The sequence below is a fragment of the Mesorhizobium carmichaelinearum genome (genome assembly GCF_900199455.1).
GTDB classification, from domain to species: domain Bacteria; phylum Pseudomonadota; class Alphaproteobacteria; order Rhizobiales; family Rhizobiaceae; genus Mesorhizobium; species Mesorhizobium carmichaelinearum.
The window spans coordinates 1-284 of record NZ_FZQR01000198.1; the positions used below are offsets into that span (position 1 = coordinate 1).

Genomic DNA, 284 nt, shown 5'->3' on the forward strand with positions numbered 1-284 from the left:
ACCTGGACGCTCACGACCGCCGCGCTGTCGGACGGAGCGCACAGCTTGACGGCCAAGGCGGTGGACAACGCCGGCAACAGCACGACGACGGCGGCAATCAGCGCGACGGTCGACACCACGGCGCCGATCGAGACGATCAGCTCGACGATCGGCACCAATACCGGGCTGACCTCGACGATCAGCAGCGGCGGCCTGACCAAGGACAACACGCTGGCGCTTTCCGGTACGGTGAGCGACAGCAATGGCGTGGCCTCGGTGCACGTGTTTGACGGCAGCACGGACCT

General features: G+C 66.9%; 1 protein-coding gene. It reads left to right on the plus strand.

Translation table 11 applies throughout. From position 1 onward, the window contains the following. Positions 1-45: 45 nt before the first annotated feature. A partial coding sequence (locus tag CKW40_RS44310; protein WP_210200217.1) for a hypothetical protein occupies positions 46-284 on the plus strand: 239 nt, incomplete at its 3' end.